Below are 23,174 nucleotides of genomic sequence, written 5' to 3'. Positions count from 1 at the left end.
TCCGACGATTACACCGCCGTCGCCGCAGACGGCGATCAGCGCCCCAAGGAAGAGAGAACGCAACCGCATGACCGCCAGCACCGACCACGCCCGTCTCGGAGACGCACTGCTCGCCGCGTACGACAGCAAGCAGCCCATAGCGCCGATCACCTCCACGGTCGAAGGGCTGCAGGTCGCCGACGCGTACGCGATCCAGCAGCACCAGGTAGCGGCATGGACGGCATCCGGACGCACGATCCGAGGGCGCAAGGTCGGGCTCACCTCGCTTGCGATGCAACGGCAGCTCGGCGTCGACCAGCCCGACTACGGCGTGCTGCTCGATGACATGTTCCACCTCGACTCGATGCCGATCGAGGCGAGCCGATTCATTAGCCCGAAGGTGGAGCCTGAGATCTCGTTCATGCTCAAGAAGCCGCTCGCCGGCCCGGGCGTGACGGTCGCTGAGGCGATCCAGGCCGTCGACTACGCGATCGCGTCGATCGAGATCATCGACTCGCGCATCGCCGACTGGAAGATCACCCTCGTCGACACGATCGCCGACAACGCGAGTTCGGGCGGCGTCGTACTCGGCACCAGGCCGGTGGAGCTGCGCGACATCGACCTCTTCACGACGGGATGCGTGCTCACCAAGAACGGCGCGGTCGTCGACACCGGCGCCGGCGGAGCCGTGCTCGGATCGCCGATCGGGTCGCTCGTGTGGCTTGCGAACACGCTCGGGCAACTTGGGGTCTCACTCGAGGCAGGCGAAGTCGTGATGCCCGGATCGGTCTGCGCCGCGGTTGCGGTATCCGCCGGCGACACAGTGACGGCGCACTTCGGCGCACTCGGCCCGGTCACGGCCCGCTTCGTCTGATCACCACCACGGCGGGCTCGCGGATGCCGGGGCCCCGTGACGGCGGGGCTCCTCGGTGGCGTCAGTCTTCGCGCCACCCGAGGTTGCGCGCCATCGCCTCGAGCGTGCGCAGCGTCGTGTCGTAGTCGGCTTCGTCGACATCCGACCCGAGGTCATCCCGAAGCTGGCTCACCACCTCGCTGAGCCTGCCGAAGGCGACCGAGCCGCGCTCCGTGATCTCATAGCCGCCCTGAGTGGCTCCCACCCAGCCGCTCTCGATGAGTTCGGTCAAGTGCTCGACCGACGACTCGCCGTCGGCTCCCTCGATGAACGGCGCCACGGCAGCGTCGAGGCGAGCCACATCGGCCTCGCCGGCCGAGAGCACGTTCAGCAATTGCCACTGTCGCCGCGTGACGCCGTGCTCTTCGAGCACGGTGATGAATCGGTCGTCGATCAACCGGTCGACGAGTTTCAACCAGAACCCGATCGGTCGTGACTGCGCTGTCATAGCCACAGGTTAACGAACTCGCACCGGTCCGTCACGGCGCACGACGAGCTGTCGACCACGCTCTGCGGCGGTCAGCTCTGCTCGACCAGCGCGAGCACGCGTGCGGGACTAGCCGTGCCGCCGACGATCGGCAACGGAGTCACGACGATGAGCGCACCTCGAGCGGGCAGCCGATCGAGGTTCTTCAGAGACGTCACGCCGTACTTGTCATTGCCGAGCAGGTGGTAGTGCACCGGGAAGGGCGGGTCGAGCTCGAATCCGCGGCCCGCGTCTATCCCCACGGTCTCGACGCCGAATCCTGCGAGCGGCGTCTCCTCGGCCAGCCACTTCGCGCAGGCCGCGGATACTCCCGGGGTGTGAGAGGCTCCGTCGGCATCCGTGTTCAGGAACAGCTTCTCGTCGTGCCCGTACTGATCCCACCCGGTGCGGTAGAGCAGCCAGCCGCCCACGGGCAGTGGACCGTGCTCGGATTGCCATGCCTCGATGTGCTCGATCTCGAGCAGGAAGTCAGGATCCGCCTCGACTTCTGCCGTCATGTCGATCACTGCGGCCTCGCCGACCAGACGCTCGACGGGGAGCTGGGACACATCACGGCCGTCGCGACCGGATACCCAGTGGGCGGGTGCGTCGACGTGCGTGCCGTAGTGCTCACCGACGTGGATGTTGTTGTGCGCCCAGAAGGGCCCGTCGTCGTCGAATGCGGCGACCTTTTCGAGGCTGAGGTCGATCAGGTTCGGAAAGGGTGCAGGCAGACGCAGCGCGGGTGTCGTCGCGCTGAGCGGTGCAGTGAGGTCGAGCACCTCGATGCGACCGTCTGCAAGGTCGGCGAGCAGCGCGGCGATTCCGGTCTTCGACCCGGCTTCGGCCGAGGTGACGGTGGTGTCGGTCATGATGCTTCTCCTTCGTAGCAATCGGATGCCGCAGTCGGCTCCTGCGTCTGTCGCCAGGAGCCCTGAGCTCGGTCTGTCAGTGGCCCTTGAACGCCTCGGCCAGCCACCACGACTCGACTCGCGCGATCTTCGCATCGATCAGCAGCGGCGTATCGCGCGGGCCCTCCAGCCACGAGCGTACGGGCTCGAGGTCGGCCTTCTCGCGCACGGTGACGGCAGTGTAGCCGTAGCCGCGCGCGATGGCGGCGAAGTCGGTGTCCGGGAACGTGATGAACCCGAGGTCCTGCTCGCTCTCGCCGAAGTGGTGGAGTTCCGCGCCGTACGCGGCGTCGTTGTAGACGACCACGACCATCGGGATGCCGAGGCGCGCCACCGTCTCGAGCTCGGTTGCCGCCATGAGCGCACCACCGTCGCCGGTGCCGCACACCGGCAGCCGCTCGGGTTGGGCGAACGCAGCACCGATCGCGCTCGCGAGCCCGAGGCCGACGCATTGGAATGCCTGGCTGAACGCCAGCCCGTTCTCATCTGGGATGTCGAGGAAGGCACTGGGGTAGCCGAGGAAGTTGCCGGAGTCGACGGCGATGACGCGGTCGTCGTCGAGCATGTCGTTCAAGGCGATTGTCAACGCGCGAGGGTCGATGCGCTCACCATCGCTGAGATCCTCGAACGGCACTTGGTTCCACCGGCCTTCGCGGGCAATCGATTCACGTAGCTGGCCGGTGCGATATCCCTCGCGCTGAAGCCCACGCCCACGCAGCTCGGCAGTCAACGCGGCCGCAGTTGCCGCGGCGTCACCCACCACCCCGAGATCGACCGGGCGGTGCTTGCCCGGGGCCATCGGGTCGATGTCGATCTGCACGACCTTGGCGTGCTCTCCGATGAGCGTGCCGTGCCGCATGGTCCACATGTTCAGCGCCGAACCGAACGAGAGAATCAAGTCGGCTTCCTGGATAGAGCGCGCGGCCAGCGGTGTGCTGAAACCGCCTGAGATGTCCAGCGAGAAAGGATCGCCGTTGAACAGCCCGCGGGCCACCGCCGACGTAGCGACGAGCGCGCCCGCCGCTTCGGCCAGTTCGCGCAGCTCAGGGCCGGCCCCCCGCGCACCCCGACCGGCCACGATCACCGGGCGTTCCGCTGCCTGGATCAAGTCAGCGATGCGAGTCACGTCTGCGGCCGCGGGTGCAGGGGCGTCCGGGAGCGCGGGCAACGAAGGCGAGTGCTGTTCCGTGGATTCCGCGGCCTGCACGTCGAGAGGAAGGTTCACCACCACAGGAACACGCCGGGTCACGGCAGTGCGGTACGCGAGCTCTATGTCGCGCGCCGCGCTCTCTCGAGTGATGCGCAGACTCACAGCCCCGATCGATTCGACCAGTCGGTCCTGCTCGATCTTGAAGTTCGAGTGGATGGCCGAGGCGGCGACCTCGGCGGTCAGCACGATCATCGGCGATCCCGACTTCGCGGCCTCGGTCATGCCCGTGATGGCATTGGTGAGGCCGCATCCCTGATGCAGCGAGATCGCCGGCACCGAGTCGCCGAGCCTGGCGAAGGCATCGGCCATGGAAGCGGCACCCCCCTCGTGTCGGGCAGCGACGTACCGCGCGCCGCGCTCGATCAACGCGCGGGTCACCTCGTAATTGCCGCTGCCGATCACCCCGAACACAGTGGTCACTCCAAGCTCGACCAGGGTGTCGGCGACCTTCTCGAAAACGCGCATAGAACTGGACTCCATCGTCATGACTGGCGGGGGCACGCGCGAGATACGCAGGTGCCCCAAGCATGCTGCCCGTTGGCGCCGGTTCTCGCTAATGCCTAAATTCTTGCGCGCGCACCGTCAGGGCATGGCTGTGTTGCCTGGGCAACGGCGCCGTTATGGGGTTGCGCCAGCGTTAGCGAACGGTGTCGAGTCACGCAGCGAATCGCGGATGCCGGCGGCCGCCTGCTCGAGCGCACTCAGCATGAAGGCGGTGCTCGGTGTCGCCGTGCGGTCGTCGAGCATCGTCACCCCGACGGTCTGGCCTACCGCTTCGAGTGGGAGGTCGACCATGCGCAACAATGGGTCCGAACTCGCCACGGTGTGCGGGACGATCGCGAGGAAATCAGTCTCCGCGACCATTGTGCGAATCGTCATCGGCGACGAGCACTCGACCTGCTCCACGGGCGGTGCGATCCGCTCCCGAGCGAACGCTTCGAGAAACTCACCGCGCAACGCGGTCTGGCCCACCGGCAGTACCCACGGGTGCTCGCGCAGCGTAGCGAGTTCCGGCCGTCCCTGCTGGAAAAGCGGGTGGCCTGCGCGCGCGACGATGCGGAAGGGCTCGTGGTACAGGGCGATCTGCCTCAGTGGAGTGTCGCCACGTTGTGGCGTGAGCCGGCCCACGACGAGGTCGACATCGCCAGACACCAGGCTGCTGCGAAGGCGATCGGGCGTCGCTTCGCGTACCCGCACGACCAGGTGGGGACGCTCGCGCTTGAGCCACGCAATCGCCCTGGGCAGCAGTAGGTTTCCGCCCGCCACATACGTTCCGACGGTCACCTCGCCCCGGGTCGCGTCGGCGAGTTCGTCGATGTGCTCCTTGGCCTGCTGCACGTGACCGACGATGGCGCGAGCGTGCTCGAGGAATACCTCGGCGAAGACCGTTGGGCTCACGCCTCGTGCGCCGCGCTCGAAGAGGGGAACTCCGAGCAGCTGCTCGAGCTCGCGCAGGGCCCGGCTGATCACTGGCTGGGTGACGAAGAGATGCTCAGCTGCCCTCACGATGCTGCCGTGTTCGGCGATGGTGAGGGCCAGGACGAAGTGGCGCAGCTTGAGCTGGCCGTTCAGCAGGGCTCGGGTGTCCATAACCGGCATGCTATGCCCAAACAGACATGGCGCGTGTGGGTAAAGGCATTCGACAGCATGGCTTCGAGTCGCGAACACTAGGAGCCATCCGCACAACTGCGGTGTTGGATCGACCGCCACTCAACGATGAGCGAACTCGCGTATCGAGGTGGCACGGCATGAGCCAGAGAGCACCCCATGACAGCCACTACGACACTGAGTGCGATCACGCTGCGCAACTTCGTCGGCGGCCGGTTCGTCGAGGCCGATCGCGCGTTCGAGAAGCGCAGCCCGGTCGACGGCGCCCTGGTCGCGATGGTCGCCGAGGCCGATCGCAACACCGTCGACAGTGCGATGCGCTCCGCGCGCACCGCGCTCGAGGGCCCATGGGGCCGCACTGGTGCAGGAGAGCGGGCGGCGCTGCTGCGGCGGATCGCCGACCGCATCGACGCGCGCTTCGACGACTTGCTCGCCGCTGAGGTCAGCGACACCGGCAAGCCGCTGCACCTCGCGCGGGGCCTGGACATCGCCCGTGCCGCAGCCAACTTCCGCGCGTTCGCCGACATGATGGCATCGGCCGGTATCGACTCGTACCTGACAGAGATGCCCGATGGACGCCGGGCCCTGAACTACGCGCTGCGGAAGCCGGTCGGAATTGTCGGCGTGATCGTGCCCTGGAACTTGCCCCTGCTGCTGCTCACCTGGAAGGTCGCACCCGCGCTCGCGTGCGGCAACGCAGTGGTCGTGAAGCCGTCTGAGGAGACGCCGTCGTCTGCGACGGTGCTCGCCGAGATCATGGCCGAAGCTGGTGTGCCAGAAGGCGTGTTCAACCTTGTGCACGGCTTCGGCCCTGATTCGGCGGGCGAGTTCATCACGACCCACCCCGACCTCGATGGCATCACATTTACCGGAGAGTCATCGACCGGATCGACGATCATGCGCGCTGCTGCGCCCTATGTGCGCCCGGTCTCGTTCGAACTCGGGGGCAAGAACGCAGCCCTGGTGTTCGACGATGTTGACATCGATCGCGCGGTCGATGGGCTCACCCGCTCCATCTTCACCAACACGGGTCAGGTGTGCCTGTGCACAGAGCGGGTCTACATCCAGCGGCCGATCTTCGACGAAGTCGTCGCTCGCCTCGTCGACAGCGCCGAGGCGCTTCGTCTCGGCCGGCCTGAGGACGAGGCGACGACGACGGGGCCGCTGATCTCGACCGCGCACCGCCAGAAGGTGCTCTCGTACCTCGAACTCGCGCGCGACGAGGGCGCGCGGGTCGTCACCGGCGGCGGCATCCCCGACCTCGGCTCAGACTTGTCAGGCGGTGCGTGGATCGAACCCACGCTCTGGACCGGCCTGGCGCACAACGCGCGAGTCATGCGTGAAGAGGTCTTCGGCCCGGTTGCTGGCCTCATCCCCTTCGATACCGAAGAGGAGGCAATCGGACTCGCCAATGACACGAAGTACGGCCTCGCGGCATCCGTGTGGACCAACGATCTCGAGCGCGGTCACCGGGTCGCGGGCAGCATGCGGGTCGGCATCTCGTGGGTCAACAACTGGTTCATGCGCGACCTGCGCTCGCCGTTCGGCGGAGCCGGCCTGTCGGGAATCGGACGCGAGGGGGGCATGCACTCACTCGCCTTCTACACGGAGCCGACCAACGTCTGCGTGACGCTGAGTGACGCCACACCGAGCGATGGGAGGCAGGCATGACGACCCACGTGGAGACGGTCGCCTCTTCCATCGACGAGATCGCTGCGCAGATCGACGCAGCACAGCGTACGGGCGAGCCCATCGAGCAGTTCGGCGAGGCACTGTCGCTCGACGCGGCGTACCAGGTGCAGGCGCGTCTGCTTCGGCTACGGCAGCAGCGCGGCGAGCAGTTGACCGGGGCGAAGCTGGGCTTCACGAGCGAAGCCAAGATGGCGCAGATGGGAGTGGACGAGATCATCGTCGGCTTTCTCACCGACGAGATGCACCTGCGTTCGGGAGAGAGCCTTCAATTGACAGGATTCGTGCATCCCCGGGTCGAGCCAGAGGTGGCCTTCCGCCTCTCGCGTGATGTCGCGCCCGGCACCACCGCGCGCGAACTCGTCGCCAGCGTAGACGCGATCGCTCCTGCCCTCGAAGTCATCGATTCCAGGTATCGCGATTTCAGATTCAGCCTGAGCGATGTCGTGGCCGACAACACGTCCGCCGCGTGCTACGTGCTCGGGGATTGGAAGCGCTTCCGGCGCGACATTGACGGCCTCGCCGTCTCGTTGTTCGCCGATGGGCGCATTGTCGAGACCGGCAGCACTTCTGACATCCTGGGTCACCCGGTGCGAGCGCTGGAACGGCTCGCGGGCATGCTGACTACTGCCAGGTACTCGCTGCCCGCCGGATCAGTGGTGCTCGCGGGAGCGGCGACTGCCGCGGTGGCGGCTTCCACGGCATCCCGTATCACGGCGCTCATCGCCGAACTCGGCCAGGTCGAACTCTGCATTCAGGGGAACGAAGCGGAAGGAGCCGCCGAATGACTGGCGCAAGTGTGATCGAGCACCTCGCCAAACCACGTGGGCGCTTTCCTCACGTGAAGGTGGCGGGCGACTTCATCTACGTCTCAGGCACTAGCAGCCGGCGGCCCGACAACACCTTTGTCGGCGTCTCGGTCGACGAGCTCGGCACCACCGATCTCGACATCCGCGCGCAGACTCGGGCGGTCATCGAGAACATCGGCGAGATCCTCGGCACGGTGGGCGCATCGCTCGATGACCTGGTGCAGGTCACGGCCTACCTCGTGAACATGAACGACTTCGGCGGCTACAACGAGGTCTACGCCGAGCTCTTCGACGAGACCGGTCCCACGCGGACCACGGTCGCGGTGCATCAACTACCGCATCCCCATCTGCTCATCGAAATCCAAGCAGTGGCCTACAGGCCCCGATCGAATGGAGAAGATCAATGACGACCGTTCCCGAGAGGCTCGCAACCAGCGTGCCCGAGAAGTACAACTTCGAGCAGTGGCTCTCCGAGAACGAGGGCTCCCTCAAGCCGCCGGTGAACAACAAGGCCATGTGGCCAGTCGCCAAGGACTTCATCGTCCAGGTGGTCGGCGGACCCAACCAGCGCACCGACTTCCACGTCGACCCGTACGAGGAGTACTTCTACCAGGTGCGCGGCAACATGCACGTCAACATCATGACTGAGGAAGGCGTGCGTCGTATCGACATCCGCGAGGGTGAGATGTGGCTGCTCCCGGGGTACATCCCTCACTCGCCGCAGCGCCCCGAAGCCGGCTCGATTGGAATCGTGATCGAGAAGATCCGCGAAGAGGGCACCCTCGAGAAGTTCCAGTGGTACTGCCAGAACTGCAGCAACCTCGTGCACGAGGTCGAGCTGCAGGTGCGCGACATCGTGCAGGACCTGCCGCCGGTCTTCGAAGAGTTCTACGCACGCGACGATGCCGGTCGCACCTGCAGCGATTGCGGCACCGTGCACCCCGGTCGCGGCTGAGCGGGAGTTCGAGAACCCTCATGCAGACGACCACTCCGACGATCGACGTCCATACGCACTACGTGCCGAAGGGATGGCCCGATCTCGAGGAGGCCACCGGGGGAACCGGGCCGTGGCCATGGCTCCGCGTCGAGAACGAGCGCGAAGCCATGATCATGGTCGGTTCCTCCGAGTTCCGGCCGCTCTCGGCGAACGCGTGGCATGCCGACGAGCGACTGGAGCAGATGGATGCCGATGGCATTGACATCCAGGTCGTCTCACCTACGCCCTTGTTCTTCTCGTACGCTCGCGACGCGGGTGAGGCAACGCGGGTGGCGAAGATATTCAACGATCTGGCGCTCGAGATATGTGAGCCCGCGGGGGACCGCTTGGTCCCTTTCGCACAGGTGCCACTGCAAGACACCGATGCCGCCTGCCGTGAACTGGACCGGTGCATTGACAATGGGCACCGAGGCGTGGAGATCGGCAACCATGTCGGCGATCGCGATCTCGACGATGATGCCATCGTCACGTTCCTGCAGCACTGCGCCGATCGCGACGTGCCGGTGTTCGTGCACCCGTGGGACATGCCGAACACCGTGCGGACGAACCGATGGATGGCGCAGTGGCTCGTAGGCATGCCGGCAGAGACGCACTTGTCGATCCTGTCGCTGGTGCTGGGCGGCGGGTTCGACCGGCTTCCTGAGTCGCTGCGCATCTGCTTCGCGCACGGCGGAGGTTCATTCCCATACTGGGTGGGACGGATGGACAACGCCTGGCGCGGCCGGCCCGACTTGGTGGCGACCTCCGAGCACCCCCCTTCGCACTACCTCGACCGGTTCAGCGTGGACTCCGTGGTCTTCAGCGAACCCGCGCTGCGCCTGCTGGTCGACACCATGGGCGCTGAGCGCATCATGCTGGGCAGCGACTACCCGTACCCGCTCGGGGAGCAGCCGTCGGGACGCCTCATCCGCACCGCGGAATTCCTCACTGAGCGGGAGCGCGAGGCGGTGCTCAGCCGTAACGCTGTTAAATTCCTTGGGCTCGATCTCGCTCACGACGTCGAGCGAGCACATGGCGCCCGCGAGCTGGTTCCTGGGGGCGAGGAGTTGACGAGGTGGTCATGACAGTCGAGCAGAAAGCCCCAGAAACTTCCTCGCAGCAGCCGCGGACTGGCGCGCTCACGAAAGCCGGTGCAGGAAAACGAACCAAGGGTCGCACGGCGCTCTTCGGTGCGCTGGGCACTCTCGGTTTCTTGGTTCTGTGGGAGATCGTCGTTGTGTTCGGCCTTCTGCCACGCAACAACCTGCCCGGGGCGAGCGAGACTCTGATTCGCTCGGTGGGACTGCTGGCTGACCCTGTGTTCCTCGGTCACGTCGGCAGCACCGTCGCAGTGTCGTTCCTTGGTCTCGGCATCGCCTTCGTCATCGCGGTGCCGCTTGGACTGCTCCTCGGCATCTCGAACGCTGCCTTCGCGCTCGCCTCTACCGTCGTCGAGCTCTTGCGGCCGCTGCCTCCTATCGCTTTCGTCCCGCTCGCGGTTCTCATCGCTGGGCAGGGAACCGAGATGAAAGCCGCCATCGTCGCGCTCGGATGCGTTTGGCCGCTGCTGACGAACGTGATCCATGGCGTGCACGAGACCGACAGTGTGGCGAAGTCGACGGGTAGGTCCTTCGGCTGGAGTCGAAGCACCGTGATCCGTCGTGTCGTGTGGCCTTCGGCGGTTCCCGCGCTCATCACGGGTGTACGCATCACCGTCTCGATCTCTCTGATTCTTTGCGTCGGCGCCGAGTACATCGGTGGCAGCACCCAGGGGCTGGGCAGTTGGCTGCTTCAACAGAGCATGCAGCCCCAAGGGATGCAGGCCGTGACCGCCGGGGTGGTCATTGCGGGCGTACTCGGTGTGCTCGTCAACGCGATCGTGGCAGGGCTCGACCGGCGATACGCCGCCTGGGCGCGCAGAGGGGAGAAGTGACGATGCGCCGAATGAAACTCACCTCGCCGGGCGTGCGGGCCGCTCTCGGGTGGGCCGTCGCTGTAGTCCTGATCCTGGCTTGGCAGCTCGCCGCGGTGACAGGAGAATCACTGTTCTTCCCCCCGCCAACCGAGATTCTCGCCGCGGGATACCAGCTCTGGTTCTCGGCCGGTCTTGAGAACGGGGTGCTTACCGACGCATTCCATGTGGACGTCGTTCCTAGTCTTGAGCGTCTTGTGATCGGAGTCCTCATCGCGGTCGCCGTGGGCGTCTCGCTCGGAGTGCTGCTCGGCAGGGTGCGTGTAGTCGCCCAGTTCGTGGAGCCGCTGCTGCACTTCATGCGAGCGCTGCCCGGGCCGGTGCTGCTGCCGATGGCGCTTGTGCTTCTTGGCACGGGAAACGAAATGCGTATCGCGTTGATCACCTTCGGTGCGATCTGGCCGGTGCTGTTCAATACCTACAGCGCTGTGCGTCAGGTGCCGGAGTCATATCTCGATACCGCCACCGTTTCGCGGCGCACGAGTGCCTCGACGCTGTTCCGCGTGATCTTGCCTTCGGCGAGCGCCGGTATCTTCGCCGGCATCCGCACCGCTACTGGGCTCGGCATCATCCTGCTCGTCGCCTCGGAATTGGTCGCATCGTCAGACGGCATCGGGTTCGGCCTCATGCAGTCGCAGCGGTCGTTCCAATTTCTCGAGATGTGGGCGTTCATCGTTGCCCTGTCGATCCTCGGATACATCACCACCCTCCTCCTGTCAGCTCTGGAACGCCTGTTCCTCCGCTGGCACCACCTCTACAAAGCAGTCGTCGCCTGACGGGAGCATGACTATGACAGAAGCATTGCTGGTCGTTGATGGCCTGCGACACGTCTACCAGACAGAAGAAGGCGAGCACGTCGTGCTCGACGGCCTCTCACTCACGGTGAATCGCGGAGAGTTCGTGTCGATCGTGGGCCCATCCGGTTGTGGCAAGACCACGCTGCTCAGGGCGCTCTCGGGCCTGTTGAAGCCGACGAGCGGCACGGTATCACTCGCCGGGGAAGCCATCAACGGCGTGCCTAAGGGGCTGGCGATGGTGTTCCAGGACTACCGCGGCTCACTGTTCCCCTGGCGCAAGGTCGGCGCCAATGTCGAGTTTCCGCTGCTCGGCAGAGTCGGCGCGGAAGAGCGACGCAACCGCGTGCGCGAGTCGTTGGAGGCAGTAGGCCTCGAGAACTTCGCAGGGCGCTATCCGTGGCAACTCTCGGGCGGAATGCAGCAGCGGGTGGCGATTGCGCGCGCGATCGCCATGCGCCCGCAGCTCATGCTCATGGATGAGCCGTTCGCATCGGTAGACGCCCAGACGCGTTCCGATCTCGAAGACCTCGTGCTGCGCGTACGCGAACTGTATGACATGACGATCCTCTTCGTGACCCACGACGTCGATGAGAGCGTCTACTTGAGCGACCGGGTGCTCTCGCTGAGCAAGTCGCCCACTGTGCTCACCGCCGACACCGCTGTGCCGCTGCCGGTGCCGCGAGACCAGATTCGTTCCCGCGAGAACCCCGTGTTCGTCTCTACACGAAGCGAGATCGCGCAGTTGATCCGGCGCGCGAAGCCTGCGGGACTGTACGGGCCCGGTGAGGCCATTCCAACGACCAGCAACTTCGCAGTTCCGGTGCTGCGCTGACGAAACTCCGGGCCGCAGCCCACCCTGCTCCAACCACCGGTTCCCATCACATTTCACTGCTCAACCAAGGAGGTCCGCAATGAAGCGAACTACAACTCGACTCGGCGCCACGGTTCTCGCGGCGGCGCTCGGGCTGGCCGCGCTGGCCGGCTGCGCCAGCGACGACACAGGTGCGACACCAGATACCGGATCCGCAACTGAAACCACAAAACTGCGGGTCTCGATCCCGCCGGTGGCTGACTCACTGCCGGTGTTCGTTGCGATCGATGAAGGCTACTTCGAGGAGCGCGGACTCGAGGTCGAACTCGTGCCCGCCGCCAACGGAGCGACCGCGGTCAACTCGCTCGTGTCGTCGAGCACCGAGATCGCTTTGGTGTCCTATCCGACCCTCGTCAACGCGCACTCCGCTGGGTTGCCCGTCACCATCGGAGCCTTTGGCATCGAGGGCACCGACGAGTACATGGCGGCCATCTACGTCACGGACGATTCACCGCTCGCGTCGATCGACGAGTTGATCGGCAAGAAGGTGGCCACACCGTCGCTGAACTCGGTTGGAGACATCTTCCTCTCCGGCGAAATGCTCGATGCAGGGCTCGACCCGAAGCAGGTGGAGTTCGTCGAGATCCCGCAGGCCAACATGGCCGGGGCGCTGGGCGCGGGTGACGTCGACGCGGTCTTCCTGACCGAGCCGACGCTCAGCGCAGCGAGCAAGGAACTGGAACTGCGCCCCCTCGCAGTGCAGAACGGCCCGCAGGGTCTGTTCGCGACTTCGAAGAAGTTCCTTGAAGAGAACGAGGGTGCGATCAAGGCCTTCCGTGAAGCGCTTGAGCAGGCCGTCAGGGACATCGAGGCCGACCCGTCGGGCGTTGCCGAGCGCACGATGCCCAACCACTCGAACATGGACGCGGAGACCGCCGCAGCAATGCACCTCCCGCTGTTCCAGACGAAGTGGAACGAGGAAGGGATCCAGAAGATCATCGATCTCATGGCGGAGCTCGGGATCATCAAGAACCGATTCGAGGCGGACGAGCTCTACACCCAGCTCTGATCGATTGAATCGTCTACCGGGCCCGTTCCGCCACGAGCGGCGCGGGCCCGGCCATGAAAGGAGCACCCATTGGCCGCCGCATCGATCATCGCTGCCAGCGAGACCTCCTACACGCGGCACCCATCGCCGTCGGAGACGACGCACCGAGTTCTTGCGCGAGCCGTCCGCGACGCGATCACGCAATCCGGGCTCGACCACCGTCAAATCGATGGCTTCGGCGTGTGCAGCTTCACGCTCGAACCAGATCACGCAATCGACCTCGCATGGCGCATGGGCCTCAAGGTGCGATGGCTGATGCAGGACACCAACGGCGGTGCTTCTGCCGGCAATCTCCTGCAACACGCCGTGCACGCGATCGAGGCGGGCGCGGCATCTGCGATCGTCTTGGTCGCGGGAGATCGAATGGACGCCGCCGCCTTCGAGAAGCTTGTCACGCGTTACAACCGAGCAACTGAGGAGCATCTTTCCCCGCTGCCGCTCACGGGCCCCAACGCACTGTTCGCCATGCTGACGACTCGGCAGATGGAGGAACGCGGCCTCGAGCCTGCGGACTATGGGCGTATCGCAGTCGCGCAGCGATCCTGGGCTGGTCTCAATCCTGGGGCAGTGTATCGCCAGCCGCTGTCGCTGGAGGAGTACTTCGCTGCTCCCATGGTCGCCGATCCTCTGCGACGATATGACTGCGTGCCGTCGGTCACAGGCGCGAACGCCGTGGTCGTAGTCGCCGATGATCGTGCGACGGGCATGCCTCGGGCGCGCGTGCTTGGTGTGACGAGCAGTTTCAATCGAGACGATCAAGGCGGGAACGGCTTGGTCACCGGAGTGGCGGAAAGTGCCGACGCGGCGTGGCAGAGCACCGGAGTCGCGCCTTCGGATATCGACGTGCTCTCGGTCTACGACGATTACCCAGCGATGGTTGTCGCACAACTCAACGACCTCGGGGTTGTGCACGCGAGTGACACATCGCGGTTCATACGAGAACGGGTGGCGACGCGTGATTACGCGCTGAACACTTCGGGTGGACAGCTATCGGCTGGCCAGGCAGGCTCCGCCGGTGGCATGCACGGGCTCGTGGAGGTCGTCAGGCAGCTTCGACGTGAGGCCGGGGATCGCCAGGCCGCGAAGGCGCGCATCGGGGCGGTCACCGGCTATGGCATGGTGCTCTACCGCTATGGATCGTGTGGCAACGTGACGGTGCTGGAGGCTGCGGCGTGACGCTCACGATCTTCCGATGCGGCGAATGCGGCAGAGGCGCGTTCCCCGAACCCCTCCTCTGCTCGCGATGCGGTTCCGATGGCTTCGTGACAGCCAGCGTGGATCGCGGTGTCGTCGAGCACACGACGCGCGTCGTGAACCCCCACCATGCGGTGTTGGCGACCCTCTTGGTCGCCCCGGAGGTGAGGGTAGTCGCGGCGTTACGAAACGGGGCGTTCGCGCCGGGCGAGACCGTGCAGGTCACCTCGGACCCCGACGTTGACGGCCGAGTGGCATATGTGCCTGCCTCGAGCGGGTCTGAGGTTCAGGAGGAAGAACGAACATGAGTGCACGCGATTGGCCGCTCGAGGAATGCACCATACCCCGGATGCTGGAACGTCGTGCTGAGGAAGACCCCGATCGGCCTGTGTTGCAGATCGGCGAACTCCGGCGGTCGGTGAGCGAAGTGCGGGATGCAGCATCTGCGGCCGGCGCGTTCCTGATCGCCGAGGGCGTCGGCGTCGGTGATCGGGTGGCGCTCATCGGCCGCAACCGGGTAGAACTCCTCGACCTCATCCTCGGCTGTGCCTGGATCGGTGCCGTGGCGGTGCCCATCAACACCGCCTCGAGGGGCGAGCAACTGCACCACATCCTGATGAACTCCGGAGCTCTTCTCCTCATCTGTGAGGCCGACCTTCATCAGTTCGTTCGAGCACTCCCCGACATGGCATCGCTCGAGTCGGTCTTCGTCTTCGCAGATGATGCGAACGATGTGCCCCCCGGCACTGCTCGACTTCCAAGGTTCACGGGCAGTGTCGACGCAGCCTGCGTCGCTCCGTCTGCTACCGCTGCGATCCTCTACACATCAGGCACGACGGGGGTCTCGAAGGGCGTGATGTGCCCACACGCCCAGTTCTACTGGTGGGGTCGAAATGTCTCGACCCAGCTCGAGATCACCGAGCGAGACGTGCTTTACACGGTGTTGCCCCTGTTCCACACCAACGCGCTCAACGCGTTCTTCCAAGCGCTCTTCTCGGGCGCGCTCTACGTGCTCGGCGAGCGCTTCTCGGCATCCCGCTTCTGGGACCAACTGCAGAGCACCGGCGCGACCTTCACGTACCTACTAGGAGCGATGGTGTCGATCCTCATGAGTCGGGATCCCGCAGAGTTCAACAGTGCCCACAGGGTGACGGCTGCTCTGGCACCCGCGACCCCGCCGGACCTGCTCCGTCCCTTCGCTGAGCGGTTCGGCGTCACGCTGATCGACGGCTACGGATCGACCGAGACGAACTCGGTGTTCGCCGCGAGCCGCACCGAGCAGCGACCCGGCTCCATCGGGCGGCTCCAGCCAGGGTTCGAAGCTCGCATCGTCGATCCTGTTGGCGCTGAGCTGCCGCCTGGCGAACCGGGTGAACTCCTGCTGCGCAGTTCTCAACCCTTCGCATTCGCGAGCGGCTATTTCGGGATGCCGGACAAGACCGTCGAGGCATGGCAGGACTTGTGGTTCCACACCGGCGACCGACTCGCTGCTGACCACGACGGCTGGTACCGCTTCGTCGACCGTTTGAAAGATGTCATCAGACGACGCGGCGAGAACATCTCTTCGGTTGAGGTCGAGTCGGCCTTGCGCATGCATCCGTCGATCGCCGACGCCGCGGTGTACCCAGTCGACTCGGAGCTCGGAGAAGACGAGGTGATGGCTGCGCTTGTCGTGCAGACGGGCGGCGCTGTCGACTTCGACGAAGTATGCGAGTTCCTCAAGCCGATGCTGGCGTACTTTGCGATTCCGCGCTTCTTCACGATCGTGGACGCGCTGCCCCTGACTGAGAACGGCAAGGTGCGAAAGGGCGTGCTTCGCGAGCAGGGCACGACCATTGCGCAGTGGGACCGCGAAGCGGTCGCGGCCGTTGCTCGTAGCCTCCATCGACCGTGCGACTAGGAGAGACAACGATGACCGAAAACTCCAAGCGTCGAGTGCTCTACCAGAGCTTCACCGACCCCGCTCACCATGGCGCGTATCTCGCGAGGCTCGACACGTATCTGAAGCGGATCGCGTCGCCAGGGATCCAATTCGAGATCCGCGGCATGCGACCCGCTGACGTCGATGCCGGTCGGCTAGGCGAGCTGCGTTGCGGGGTGCAGTCGGTTGCGGGCGTCATAGAGGCCGAGCGGGAAGGGTTCGATGCAGTGCTGATCGGGCACTTCCAGGACGCAGCACTGTACGAGGCGAAGACAGCGGTCGACATTCCGGTCGTCGGGTACGGCGAGGCGGCGATGCTGCAGGCGACCTTGCTTGGGAGCAGAATCGGCATCCTCACCATCGATCGCGCCCATCTCGCTTGGAAGCGTGAGCAGATCCGAAGGTACGGGCTCGAGTCCCGAGTGGTGGGCATCCGATCCATCGAGATGACGCCGGCGGAGGCGGCTCGAGCGTTCGACGATCGAGCATCGTATGAAGCGATTCGTGAGCGCTATCTGGCTGAGGCAGAGCGCCTCGTTGCCGACCACGACGTGGATGTAGTCCTCTCGGCCGGCGGACTCTTCGGCCTCCTCAGCGCCGACGATCCAGAACTGCAGCTTGAGGGTGTGGCCTTTGCCAACTCGACACTGCTCGCTGTGAAGCAACTCGAGGCTTCGCTTGCGATCCACGATGCGAGCAGCTCCGGCCGCAGCCGAACCTTTGCAAAGGCGACACCGCGGATTGTTGATGAGTTCACAGCGTTGGTCGAGGCAGGCTCGGTGGCTTTCGACGCCGCTCAATACAAGGCGGAGCGGGCGCAGGAGCAACCGGTGCCGACGCAGCCAGCGCTGAGCTACACCGCCTCCGCCACGGCCGACGGCAATGGGCGCAATGGGCGCGTTCGCACGTCGGATGGCGCGCTCGACGTTGAATTGCGCATCCCTGAAGCGCTGGGGGGCAAGGGTGGCGGCTCCAATCCCGAGCAATTGATCGCGAGCGGCTACGCGGGTTGCTTCATGTCGGCGCTCGACAGCGAAGCGCGCAAGGCCCGACTCAAGCTCGTGGAGCCATCGGTGAACGCGCGCGTGACGATCGCAATGGGTGAGAACGGTTTCGAACTCTCTGCCCATCTCACTGCGAATCTTCCGGGGCTCGACCGAGCAGACGCTGCCGCGCTGGTCGAGGCGGCTCACAAGCGCTGCCCCGTTTCGAAGGCACTGAAGGGCGGAACCAGCATACGAATCGATTTCGACACGGCTCTCGGCAGCGGGGATGGCCCTTCGGCGGCTGGCAGCGAAGCTGCCGAAGCAGGCGCGCTCACGGGCGCGTCCTGATCGGGATCACATTCATCTGAGCTAGCGCGGGCGCGCCCATGACTTGTGGGCGCGCCCGTTGCAGTTAGACGAGCTCCGACTGCTTTGCCTTGACCGGCAGCATGAGCAGCAGGCCCGCGAGCAGTACAAGCACGATGCCCAGGATGCCGAAGCGGGTGTCGCCGGTGACGGCGACGAACACCGCGAACAGCGTGGGGGCGAGGAAGCTCACAGCCCTGCCGGCTGTGGCATAGAGCCCGAAGAGCTCGCCCTCGCGGCCTCGTGGAGTGATTCGGCTGAGGAAGCTGCGGCTCGCCGATTGCACCGGTCCGACGAAGAGGCAGAGCGCGAGGCCGGCGACCCAGAAGACGCCCTTCCCGTCTCCGAGGAACAGCACTGAGGTGCCGGCGATGACGAGCCCGACGAGTGAGCCCATGATGATCGTCTTCGCGCCGAGCTTGTCGTCGAGCCAGCCGCCGATGAAGGTGCCCGCACCGGCGACCACGTTGGCTGCCACGGCGAAGTAGAGCACTTCGGTCGTGCTGAACCCGAACACCTGGGCGGCGATGATGGCGCCGAAGGTGAAGACGCCGGCGAGTCCGTCACGGAACACAGCGCTCGCGAGCAGGAACAGCAGCACTTGAGGGCTGCGCTTCGCCAGCTGACCGATCGTGCGGAACAGCACGCGGTAGGAGGCGAGGAACCCCACCCGGTTCTCGCGCTCGCGGGCGGGGATCTCGGGCACCTTGAACATCACCGGCAGTGCGAACAGTGCGAACCAGACCGCCGAGGCGAGCACCGCGAGCCGCACGTTGAACCCGTCGTCCGTCGTCACGCCCAGCACGCCTCGACCCCCGCCGACGCCGAGATCCTGGATGAAGAGCAGCAGGAGCACCGCGAGCAGCACGATGCCGCCGATGTAGCCCATGCCCCAGCCGAAACCGGAGATCTTTCCGACATTGTCGCGAGTCGAGACCTGCACGAGCATCGCGTTGTAGTTCACGCTCGCGAACTCGAAGAAGACGTTGCCGACTGCGAGGAGGACGGCCCCCAGCACGAGGTACGACGGGGCGCCCTGCACGAAGAACATCGCGGCCATCGCGAGCACGACCAGCGCGGTGTTCACGCCGAGCCAGAACTTGCGGCGACCGGAGCCATCGGAGCGCTGGCCCATCACGGGTGCGAGGGCTGCGATCAGCACGCCAGCGATGGCGAGTGCGCCACCGACAAGACTGGCGTTATCGGCGAGCGCGCGGACGAGTGCCGGGTCTTTCGCGTTCTCACCCGCGGCGTCGACGATGGCCGGGTCGACGAACAGCGAACTGGCGAGGTATGTGCTGAACACGAAGGTCGTGACCACCGCGTTGAAGGCAGCCGAACCCCAGTCCCAGAGCGCCCAGGCGAACACCCGGCTGCGAGGCGCGGCATCCCGGCCCTGGTCGCCGCTCTGCGCGGAGGGCGGGTTGGCAGTTCGCCCGCCTCCGACCAGTGACGAGGAAGACGCCGCATCATGGCCGGCGCGACGCGGATGCTGGGGAGGCTGGCTCATATCGCCAAGCTAGTGCCGCCTGGTGAACCGGAGGAGAACCGGCGCGCGCAAGGCGGCTACGCGCCACGGCACTGAATGGCACGTGGCGGTGAGAGCGGTTGATGAATGGCACGGGGCCGTGAGAGCGGTCGCAACGGCGACCAACCCCTCCACATAGCGGGGACTTGAGTCATTCACACTCAACTTCCAGGCCGCGCAAATTGACACTCAGCACCGGGGCGCGCAAACTTGATACATCGCGACTCAAGTTCGATGACCTTCGAATCGGATGCTGTGCAGCAACGGCCGGCATCCAGCATCCGTCGCAGCAGACCTGACCCTGACCAAGAATATGAAGGAGCGCAGCACATGGCTCGAGCAGTAGGAATCGACCTCGGAACCACCAACTCGGTGGTCTCGGTTCTCGAGGGCGGTGAGCCCACCGTCATCGCGAACGCCGAGGGCATGCGCACCACCCCGTCGGTGGTCGCGTTCACCAAGGACGGCGAGGTGCTCGTCGGCGAGACCGCCAAACGCCAGGCCGTCACCAACGTCGACCGCACGATCGCATCGGTCAAGCGCCACATGGGCACTGACTGGACCCAGACGATCGACGGGAAGAAGTACACGCCGCAGGAGATCTCGGCGCGCATCCTCGGCAAGCTCAAGCGCGACGCCGAGCAGTACCTCGGCGAGAGCGTCACCGACGCCGTCATCACCGTGCCGGCGTACTTCAACGACGCCGAGCGCCAGGCCACCAAGGAGGCGGGCGAGATCGCGGGCCTCAACGTGCTCCGCATCATCAACGAGCCCACCGCGGCGGCCCTCGCGTACGGCCTCGACAAGGGCAAGGAGGACGAGCTCATCCTCGTCTTCGACCTCGGCGGTGGAACGTTCGACGTGTCGCTGCTCGAAGTGGGCAAGGACGAGGACTTCTCGACGATCCAGGTACGCGCGACCGCCGGTGACAACAGACTCGGCGGTGACGACTGGGACCAGCGCGTGGTCGACCACCTCATCAAGCGGTTCAAGGACACCACCGGCGTCGACGTGTCGAACGACAAGATCGCCAAGCAGCGCCTCAAGGAGGCCGCGGAGCAGGCGAAGAAGGAGCTCAGCTCCTCGATGTCGACCAGCATCCAGCTGCCCTACCTCTCGCTCACCGAGAACGGCCCCGCCAACCTCGACGAGACCCTGACGCGCGCGCAGTTCGAGCAGATGACGTCAGACCTGCTCGACCGCACCAAGAAGCCGTTCGAAGACGTGATCCGCGAGGCGGGCATCAAGGTCTCCGACATCGCGCACGTCGTGCTCGTCGGCGGATCGACCCGGATGCCGGCGGTCAGCGAGCTCGTCAAGCGGATGACCGGCGGCCAGGAGCCGAACAAGGGCGTCAACCCCGATGAGGTCGTCGCCGTCGGTGCCGCCCTGCAGGCAGGTGTGCTGAAGGGTGAGCGCAAGGACGTGCTGCTCATCGACGTGACCCCGCTCAGCCTCGGAATCGAGACCAAGGGCGGCATCATGACGAAGCTCATCGAGCGCAACACCGCCATTCCGACCAAGCGCAGCGAGACCTTCACCACCGCCGACGACAACCAGCCGTCGGTGGCGATCCAGGTGTTCCAGGGCGAGCGCGAGTTCACTCGCGACAACAAGAACCTGGGCACGTTCGAGCTGACCGGCATCGCCCCGGCGCCCCGCGGCATCCCTCAGATCGAGGTCACCTTCGACATCGACGCGAACGGCATCGTTCACGTCTCGGCGAAGGACAAGGGCACCGGCAAGGAGCAGTCGATGACCATCACCGGCGGCTCGTCGCTGCCGAAGGAGGACATCGAGCGCATGGTGCGCGAGGCCGAGGAGCACGCGGCTGAGGACAAGGCGCGTCGTGAGGCGGCCGAGGTGCGCAACAATGCCGAGCAGCTCGCCTACTCGATCGAGAAGCTCATCAAGGACAACGAGGAGAAGCTGCCCGCCGACGTGAAGAGCGACGTGCAGGGCGACCTCGACGCGCTGAAGAACGCGCTCGCCGGTGACGACGAGGCGGCGGTCAAGTCGGCATTCGACAAGCTCAACGCGAGCCAGACGAAGCTCGGCGAGGCCATCTACGCCTCGAGCCAGTCGGAGACCCCTGAGGGGCAGCCGGCGGGTGCCGAGAACGCGTCGAGCTCGGACGACGAGGACATCGTCGACGCCGAGGTCGTTGACGAGGAAGAGAAGAAGTAGTCAGCATGGCCGACGAGAAGAACCCGGAGGAGGGTGTGCCGGAGGAGCGATTGCAGCACGAGCAGCTGCAGCGCGAGCCGCACTCCGAAGACGGTGACACGACGGATGCCGAGGAGCTGATCGCAGCCGAGGGACCCGACGTCGAGCAGCCCAGCGACGACCTGTCGTCTGAGGATCGCGCGCTGCTCGACGAGGCTGAGCGCGATCTCGTCACGGAGTACCGCGAGCGGGCTGCCCGCGCCGAGGCCGAACTGGTCAACTTCAGGATGCGCGTCGAACGCGACCGCGCCGCGAACCGCGAAGCGGTCGTGGCCGACGTGGTGCGCTCGCTGCTCCCGGTGATCGACGACCTCGATCTCGCCGAGAAGCATGGCGACCTCGTTGAGGGCTCCGCGGTGGCGCTGATCGCCGAGAAGCTGCGGGGCACCTTCGAGCGGATGGGCCTGCGGCGCGTGGGGGAGCAGGGCGAGGTGTTCGACCCGAACTTCCACGATGCGATCGCGCAGCTGCCGACGCCCGGAGCGACCGAGCAGACCGTGGCCGATGTGGTGCAGGTCGGCTTCGCCCTGGGCGACCGGCTGCTCCGTGCCGCGAAGGTCGCGGTGGCGGTGCCCGCAGAGTAACGCAGACGGCGGATGCCGGGGGTCGGCCGCACGGTCGCCCCGGCATCCGCTGCGCTCGGCGCGAAGCACCGGCATCCGCATATCCGTACACACACTGAATGAGGCCACCGGCCGGAACGACCACCTGAGGAGGGGACGCGCATGGCGAGCCAGGACTGGTTCGACAAGGACTTCTACGCCGTGCTCGGCGTCTCGAAAGACGTCAGCGACGCCGACCTGAAGAAGACCTATCGAAAGCTGGCGCGCCAGTTCCACCCGGACTCGAATCCCGACGACGCGAAGGCCGAGGCGCGCTTCAAGGAGATCAGCGAGGCGTACTCGGTGCTCTCCGATCCGGAGCAGCGCCGGGAGTACGATCAGCTGCGCGCAATGGGGTCGGGCGCGCGCTTCACGGCCCCAGGTGGAGGGGGCCAGGGCGGCTTCGAAGACGTCTTCGGCGGCGTGTTCGGCGGTGGCGCCCGAACGGCTGACTTCGAGGACCTGCTCGGCGGCATGTTCGGCAGCGGCCGGTTCGGGCAGACCAGCGGCGGATTCCGCGGCTTCGGCGGCCCGACTCGCGGTCGTGACCAGACCGCGAACGTCACCCTCGAGTTCACCACAGCCGTGCACGGCGACACCGTCGAGCTGCAGCGCAGCGACGGCCGCCCGATCAAGGTCAAGATCCCTGCAGGAGTCGCCGACGGGCAGAAGATCAAGCTGCGCGGAAAGGGTGAGCCGAGCCCCGACGGCGGAGAGGCCGGCGACCTGATCCTCACGGTCACGGTGCGCAAGCACCCCGTGTTCAAGCGCGATGGGCTCAACCTGCGAGTCGACGTTCCCGTCACCTTCGCTGAGGCCGCGCTCGGCGCGACCATCGAGGTTCCGACGCTCGGGGGTGACCCGGTGCGACTGAAGATCGCGCCTGGAACGCAGAGCGGTCGCGTGCTCCGCGTGAAGGATCGTGGTGTGAAGACGCCGAAGGCCACGGGTGATCTGCTCGCCACTGTCCAGGTGGCCGTGCCGAGCCACCTTCCCGGCGAGGCCCGTGAGAAGCTCGAGGCGTTCGCGGCATCGCTGCCCGACGAGAACCCGAGACTCGACCTGCTCGACCGCGCGCGAGCGTAGCGGACGAGAACCAGCT

At 65.8% G+C, this 23,174-nt stretch carries 22 protein-coding genes; 17 read left to right on the top strand and 5 right to left on the bottom strand.

Annotation, left to right across the window (positions count from 1 at the left end):
* Positions 1-67: 67 nt before the first annotated feature.
* On the top strand, positions 68-853 hold the full coding sequence (locus tag QF206_RS08690; protein WP_281488824.1) for a 2-keto-4-pentenoate hydratase: 786 nt from the start codon (positions 68-70) through the stop codon (positions 851-853).
* Between the two features lie 61 nt (positions 854-914).
* Here QF206_RS08690 and QF206_RS08685 read toward each other — a convergent pair whose 3' ends face one another.
* The 4 genes from QF206_RS08685 to QF206_RS08670 form a co-directional block, all read right to left on the bottom strand.
* Positions 915-1,340: a MarR family transcriptional regulator gene (locus tag QF206_RS08685; protein WP_281488823.1), complete on the bottom strand. Its 426-nt coding sequence runs from the start codon at positions 1,338-1,340 to the stop codon at positions 915-917.
* Between the two features lie 71 nt (positions 1,341-1,411).
* Positions 1,412-2,230: a cyclase family protein gene (locus QF206_RS08680; protein WP_281488822.1), complete on the bottom strand. Its 819-nt coding sequence runs from the start codon at positions 2,228-2,230 to the stop codon at positions 1,412-1,414.
* Positions 2,231-2,306: 76 nt separating this feature from the next.
* Complete coding sequence (locus QF206_RS08675) at positions 2,307-3,944, bottom strand: thiamine pyrophosphate-binding protein (RefSeq protein WP_281488821.1); 1,638 nt, start codon at positions 3,942-3,944, stop codon at positions 2,307-2,309.
* A 153-nt stretch (positions 3,945-4,097) separates the two neighbouring features.
* A complete protein-coding gene (locus QF206_RS08670; protein ID WP_281488820.1) occupies positions 4,098-5,069 on the bottom strand; it encodes a LysR family transcriptional regulator in 972 nt (323 codons plus the stop codon).
* A gap of 177 nt (positions 5,070-5,246) precedes the next feature.
* Here QF206_RS08670 and QF206_RS08665 point away from each other — a divergent pair, with 177 nt between their 5' ends.
* The 13 genes from QF206_RS08665 (at position 5,247) to QF206_RS08605 (ending at position 17,698) form a co-directional block, all read left to right on the top strand.
* Positions 5,247-6,758: a 2-hydroxymuconic semialdehyde dehydrogenase gene (locus QF206_RS08665; protein ID WP_281488819.1), complete on the top strand. Its 1,512-nt coding sequence runs from the start codon at positions 5,247-5,249 to the stop codon at positions 6,756-6,758.
* Positions 6,755-7,564, top strand: a complete 810-nt coding sequence (locus tag QF206_RS08660) for a 2-keto-4-pentenoate hydratase (RefSeq protein WP_281488818.1) — start codon at positions 6,755-6,757, stop codon at positions 7,562-7,564. The genes QF206_RS08665 and QF206_RS08660 overlap by 4 nt, the downstream gene beginning before the upstream one ends.
* Complete coding sequence (locus tag QF206_RS08655; RefSeq protein WP_281488817.1) at positions 7,561-7,992, top strand: RidA family protein; 432 nt, start codon at positions 7,561-7,563, stop codon at positions 7,990-7,992. Before QF206_RS08660 ends, QF206_RS08655 begins: the two co-directional genes overlap by 4 nt.
* Positions 7,989-8,540, top strand: a complete 552-nt coding sequence (locus QF206_RS08650) for a 3-hydroxyanthranilate 3,4-dioxygenase (protein ID WP_281488816.1) — start codon at positions 7,989-7,991, stop codon at positions 8,538-8,540. The genes QF206_RS08655 and QF206_RS08650 overlap by 4 nt, the downstream gene beginning before the upstream one ends.
* A gap of 20 nt (positions 8,541-8,560) precedes the next feature.
* Positions 8,561-9,646 carry an amidohydrolase family protein gene (locus QF206_RS08645; RefSeq protein WP_281488815.1) on the top strand — a complete coding sequence of 362 codons (1,086 nt, stop codon included), beginning with the start codon at positions 8,561-8,563 and terminating at the stop codon, positions 9,644-9,646.
* On the top strand, positions 9,643-10,494 hold the full coding sequence (locus QF206_RS08640; protein WP_281488814.1) for an ABC transporter permease: 852 nt from the start codon (positions 9,643-9,645) through the stop codon (positions 10,492-10,494). Before QF206_RS08645 ends, QF206_RS08640 begins: the two co-directional genes overlap by 4 nt.
* 11 nt (positions 10,495-10,505) lie before the next feature.
* Complete coding sequence (locus tag QF206_RS08635) at positions 10,506-11,309, top strand: ABC transporter permease (protein ID WP_281488813.1); 804 nt, start codon at positions 10,506-10,508, stop codon at positions 11,307-11,309.
* Positions 11,310-11,316: 7 nt separating this feature from the next.
* A complete protein-coding gene (locus QF206_RS08630) occupies positions 11,317-12,162 on the top strand; it encodes an ABC transporter ATP-binding protein (RefSeq protein ID WP_281488812.1) in 846 nt (281 codons plus the stop codon).
* A gap of 79 nt (positions 12,163-12,241) precedes the next feature.
* Positions 12,242-13,210 carry an ABC transporter substrate-binding protein gene (locus QF206_RS08625; RefSeq protein ID WP_281488811.1) on the top strand — a complete coding sequence of 323 codons (969 nt, stop codon included), beginning with the start codon at positions 12,242-12,244 and terminating at the stop codon, positions 13,208-13,210.
* A gap of 402 nt (positions 13,211-13,612) precedes the next feature.
* Positions 13,613-14,425: a thiolase family protein gene (locus QF206_RS08620; protein ID WP_281488810.1), complete on the top strand. Its 813-nt coding sequence runs from the start codon at positions 13,613-13,615 to the stop codon at positions 14,423-14,425.
* The gene (locus tag QF206_RS08615; RefSeq protein WP_281488809.1) at positions 14,422-14,751 is read left to right on the top strand and encodes a PhlB family protein; all 330 of its coding nucleotides are present in this window, start codon (positions 14,422-14,424) and stop codon (positions 14,749-14,751) included. Before QF206_RS08620 ends, QF206_RS08615 begins: the two co-directional genes overlap by 4 nt.
* Positions 14,748-16,343 (top strand): ATP-dependent acyl-CoA ligase, encoded by a 1,596-nt coding sequence (locus QF206_RS08610; protein ID WP_281488808.1) that lies wholly within the window; start codon positions 14,748-14,750, stop codon positions 16,341-16,343. Before QF206_RS08615 ends, QF206_RS08610 begins: the two co-directional genes overlap by 4 nt.
* Positions 16,344-16,354: 11 nt before the next feature.
* Positions 16,355-17,698 (top strand): Ohr family peroxiredoxin, encoded by a 1,344-nt coding sequence (locus QF206_RS08605; protein ID WP_281488807.1) that lies wholly within the window; start codon positions 16,355-16,357, stop codon positions 17,696-17,698.
* Between the two features lie 64 nt (positions 17,699-17,762).
* Here QF206_RS08605 and QF206_RS08600 read toward each other — a convergent pair whose 3' ends face one another.
* Positions 17,763-19,226 (bottom strand): MFS transporter, encoded by a 1,464-nt coding sequence (locus QF206_RS08600; RefSeq protein ID WP_281488806.1) that lies wholly within the window; start codon positions 19,224-19,226, stop codon positions 17,763-17,765.
* A 348-nt stretch (positions 19,227-19,574) separates the two neighbouring features.
* Between QF206_RS08600 and dnaK the strand changes: the two genes are divergently transcribed.
* The 3 genes from dnaK (at position 19,575) to QF206_RS08585 (ending at position 23,158) form a co-directional block, all read left to right on the top strand.
* Positions 19,575-21,431 (top strand): molecular chaperone DnaK, encoded by a 1,857-nt coding sequence (dnaK, locus tag QF206_RS08595; RefSeq protein ID WP_281488805.1) that lies wholly within the window; start codon positions 19,575-19,577, stop codon positions 21,429-21,431.
* Between the two features lie 5 nt (positions 21,432-21,436).
* On the top strand, positions 21,437-22,054 hold the full coding sequence (locus QF206_RS08590; RefSeq protein ID WP_281488804.1) for a nucleotide exchange factor GrpE: 618 nt from the start codon (positions 21,437-21,439) through the stop codon (positions 22,052-22,054).
* Positions 22,055-22,195: 141 nt separating this feature from the next.
* Complete coding sequence (locus QF206_RS08585; RefSeq protein WP_281488803.1) at positions 22,196-23,158, top strand: DnaJ C-terminal domain-containing protein; 963 nt, start codon at positions 22,196-22,198, stop codon at positions 23,156-23,158.
* Positions 23,159-23,174 lie beyond the last annotated feature (16 nt).

The organism is Ruicaihuangia caeni (genome assembly GCF_029952955.1).
Taxonomy (GTDB): Bacteria; Actinomycetota; Actinomycetes; order Actinomycetales; family Microbacteriaceae; genus Ruicaihuangia; species Ruicaihuangia caeni.
Note: the sequence above shows the minus strand (reverse complement) of the source record. Positions and strands in the feature narration are given on the sequence as shown.

What these genes read in the sequence shown, in the direction of transcription:
- QF206_RS08675 (WP_281488821.1), bottom strand. Translation starts at nt 3,944, where the DNA reads ATGCGCGTTTTCGAGAAGGTCGCCGACACCCTGGTCGAGCTTGGAGTG.
- QF206_RS08650 (WP_281488816.1), top strand. Translation starts at nt 7,989, where the DNA reads ATGACGACCGTTCCCGAGAGGCTCGCAACCAGCGTGCCCGAGAAGTAC.
- QF206_RS08645 (WP_281488815.1), top strand. Translation starts at nt 8,561, where the DNA reads ATGCAGACGACCACTCCGACGATCGACGTCCATACGCACTACGTGCCG.
- QF206_RS08630 (WP_281488812.1), top strand. Translation starts at nt 11,317, where the DNA reads ATGACTATGACAGAAGCATTGCTGGTCGTTGATGGCCTGCGACACGTC.
- QF206_RS08680 (WP_281488822.1), bottom strand. Translation starts at nt 2,230, where the DNA reads ATGACCGACACCACCGTCACCTCGGCCGAAGCCGGGTCGAAGACCGGA.
- QF206_RS08590 (WP_281488804.1), top strand. Translation starts at nt 21,437, where the DNA reads ATGGCCGACGAGAAGAACCCGGAGGAGGGTGTGCCGGAGGAGCGATTG.
- QF206_RS08635 (WP_281488813.1), top strand. Translation starts at nt 10,506, where the DNA reads ATGAAACTCACCTCGCCGGGCGTGCGGGCCGCTCTCGGGTGGGCCGTC.
- QF206_RS08670 (WP_281488820.1), bottom strand. Translation starts at nt 5,069, where the DNA reads ATGGACACCCGAGCCCTGCTGAACGGCCAGCTCAAGCTGCGCCACTTC.
- QF206_RS08690 (WP_281488824.1), top strand. Translation starts at nt 68, where the DNA reads ATGACCGCCAGCACCGACCACGCCCGTCTCGGAGACGCACTGCTCGCC.
- QF206_RS08600 (WP_281488806.1), bottom strand. Translation starts at nt 19,226, where the DNA reads ATGAGCCAGCCTCCCCAGCATCCGCGTCGCGCCGGCCATGATGCGGCG.
- QF206_RS08605 (WP_281488807.1), top strand. Translation starts at nt 16,355, where the DNA reads ATGACCGAAAACTCCAAGCGTCGAGTGCTCTACCAGAGCTTCACCGAC.
- QF206_RS08655 (WP_281488817.1), top strand. Translation starts at nt 7,561, where the DNA reads ATGACTGGCGCAAGTGTGATCGAGCACCTCGCCAAACCACGTGGGCGC.
- dnaK (WP_281488805.1), top strand. Translation starts at nt 19,575, where the DNA reads ATGGCTCGAGCAGTAGGAATCGACCTCGGAACCACCAACTCGGTGGTC.
- QF206_RS08625 (WP_281488811.1), top strand. Translation starts at nt 12,242, where the DNA reads ATGAAGCGAACTACAACTCGACTCGGCGCCACGGTTCTCGCGGCGGCG.
- QF206_RS08620 (WP_281488810.1), top strand. Translation starts at nt 13,613, where the DNA reads ATGGACGCCGCCGCCTTCGAGAAGCTTGTCACGCGTTACAACCGAGCA.
- QF206_RS08685 (WP_281488823.1), bottom strand. Translation starts at nt 1,340, where the DNA reads ATGACAGCGCAGTCACGACCGATCGGGTTCTGGTTGAAACTCGTCGAC.
- QF206_RS08660 (WP_281488818.1), top strand. Translation starts at nt 6,755, where the DNA reads ATGACGACCCACGTGGAGACGGTCGCCTCTTCCATCGACGAGATCGCT.
- QF206_RS08610 (WP_281488808.1), top strand. Translation starts at nt 14,748, where the DNA reads ATGAGTGCACGCGATTGGCCGCTCGAGGAATGCACCATACCCCGGATG.
- QF206_RS08665 (WP_281488819.1), top strand. Translation starts at nt 5,247, where the DNA reads ATGACAGCCACTACGACACTGAGTGCGATCACGCTGCGCAACTTCGTC.
- QF206_RS08585 (WP_281488803.1), top strand. Translation starts at nt 22,196, where the DNA reads ATGGCGAGCCAGGACTGGTTCGACAAGGACTTCTACGCCGTGCTCGGC.
- QF206_RS08640 (WP_281488814.1), top strand. Translation starts at nt 9,643, where the DNA reads ATGACAGTCGAGCAGAAAGCCCCAGAAACTTCCTCGCAGCAGCCGCGG.